2 protein-coding genes are annotated in these 1,970 nt (G+C 69.2%); both read left to right on the top strand.

From position 1 onward, the window contains the following. Positions 1–832, top strand: an 832-nt coding sequence (locus FFK22_RS41595) for a proline/glycine betaine ABC transporter permease (protein ID WP_143956987.1), incomplete at its 5' end; no start/stop codon positions are given. Positions 833–870: 38 nt separating this feature from the next. Beyond that, the gene (gene proX, locus FFK22_RS41600; RefSeq protein WP_138893678.1) at positions 871–1,911 is read left to right on the top strand and encodes a glycine betaine/L-proline ABC transporter substrate-binding protein ProX; all 1,041 of its coding nucleotides are present in this window, start codon (positions 871–873) and stop codon (positions 1,909–1,911) included. The last annotated feature ends 59 nt before the right edge of the window (positions 1,912–1,970 follow it).

The raw sequence follows: 1,970 nt of genomic DNA on the forward strand, positions 1-1,970 counted from the left end.
ATGGCCGGTCGAGCACCTGCTCGGCCTGATCGAGCAGACGCTGCAGGGCATCCCGTTCCCGGTCTTCGTCATCCTGGCCGGGCTGATCGCCTGGCGGCTGTCGACCCGCGGCATCGCCCTGTTCACGGTCGTCGCCCTGATCGTGATCGCCTTCACCGGGGTGTGGACCGAGGCGATCACGACGCTGGCCCTGATCACCACCGCGATCGTGCTGTGCGTCTGCATCAGCATCCCGGTCGGCATCCTCTGCGCCCGCAGCGACACGGTGTGGGGCGTGATCCGGCCGATCCTGGACGTGATGCAGACGACGCCGACCTTCGTCTACCTGGTGCCGATCGTGATGATGTTCGGCGTCGGCACCGTGCCGGGCGAGGTGGCGGTGATCATGGCCGCGGCGCCACCGCTGATCCGCTTCACCAATCTCGGCATCCGCATGGTCGACCGCGAGATGGTCGAGGCCGGCCTGGCCTTCGGCGCCACCGGCCGGCAGCTGCTGTGGGAGGTGCAGCTGCCGCTGGCGATGCCGACCATCCTCGGCGGCCTGAACCAGACCGTGCTGACCGCCATGGTGATGTCGGTGGTGGTCGCCATGATCGGGGCGGAAGGGCTCGGCCTGGTGGTGCTGCAAGGGCTCGGCCGGCTGGATGTCGGCCGCGCCGCGGTCGGCGGCCTCGCCATTGTGCTGCTGGCCATGACGCTCGACCGCATCACCCAGTCGGTCGCCAAGTCCAAGGGCGGCAAGGCTTCGCCGCTGCGCGCGGCGCTGCTGCGGCTGGTCGGCCGGCAAGGCGTGGCCCAGCCGGTCGGCAGCCGGGCGGCACGCCCGACCTGACATTCCAACCAAGCAACAAGCGAACTCGGAGGCACATCATGGTTTCCAGACCGGGCCAGCGCGCCCTCATATCCGCCCTGGCTCTGACGGCGCTGATGGCCGGCGCGGCGTTCCCGGCCATCGCGGACGACCTGCCGGGGGCGGGTAAGACCGTCCGCCTCGCCCAGGACGACAGCCTTGGCGGCAACTACGTGCAGGACCAGATCCTGCTCTCGGCGCTGGAGAAGCTGGGCTACGACCTCGATCTCAGCACCATGAACGGCACCCTGTTCTTCCAGGCTGCGTCGCAGGGCGACGTCGACATGGGACCGGACGTCACCCTGCCGCAGCGCGAGCCGGGCTACCGCAAAGTGGAGCAGCAGCTGGCGGTGGTAGGCGACGGCGGCATCATCGGCGGCGGCATCAACGGCTACCTGATCGACAAGAAGACCGCCGACGCCAACAACATCACCCGCGTCGACCAGCTGAAGGACCCGAAGATCGCCGCCCTGTTCGGCGCCGACGGCAAGGCCCAGCTGATCGGCTGCGACCCGGGCTGGAGCTGCGGCGACGTGATCGAGCACCAGGTCAAGGCCTTCGGCCTGTCGGACACCGTGCACATCGTCCGCGGCAAGTACGAGGCGCTGATGGGCGAGACCGTGGCCCGGGTGCAGCGCGGCGAGCCGGCGCTGTACTACACCTGGAGCCCGTCCTGGGTGAACGACGCCCTGGTGCCGGGCAAGGATGTGGTCTGGCTGCCGACGCCCTTCGAATCCCTGCCCGAGGGCATGCCGCCGATCAAGACGGCGCTGGTGCCGGGCGTCGTCGGCTGCGCCGGCGGCCAGGATCCCTGCCGCATGGCACTCGGCGAATGGAACTACCGCACGGTGATCAACCGTGACTTCCTGGCCCAGAACCCGGCGGTGAAGAAGCTGGTGGAGGTGGCGCGATGGCCGCGCGAGACCTGGGTGTCCTGGGAGGGGGCGCTGAACAAGGTCGGCAGCAGCAACCGCGACATCCGCAAGCTGGCCGACGACTGGATCGCCGCCAACCAGGCCGAGTTCGACGGCTGGGTCGAGCAGGCCAAGGCAGCCCGCTAGCGCCTCCCAAACGTGGGACTCCGGTGTAGAAGAGCGCGTCAACGCGGAGTTGGTCGCGT

The organism is Mycobacterium sp. KBS0706, assembly GCF_005938675.2.
In the GTDB taxonomy this organism is placed as follows: Bacteria; Pseudomonadota; Alphaproteobacteria; order DSM-16000; family Inquilinaceae; genus Inquilinus.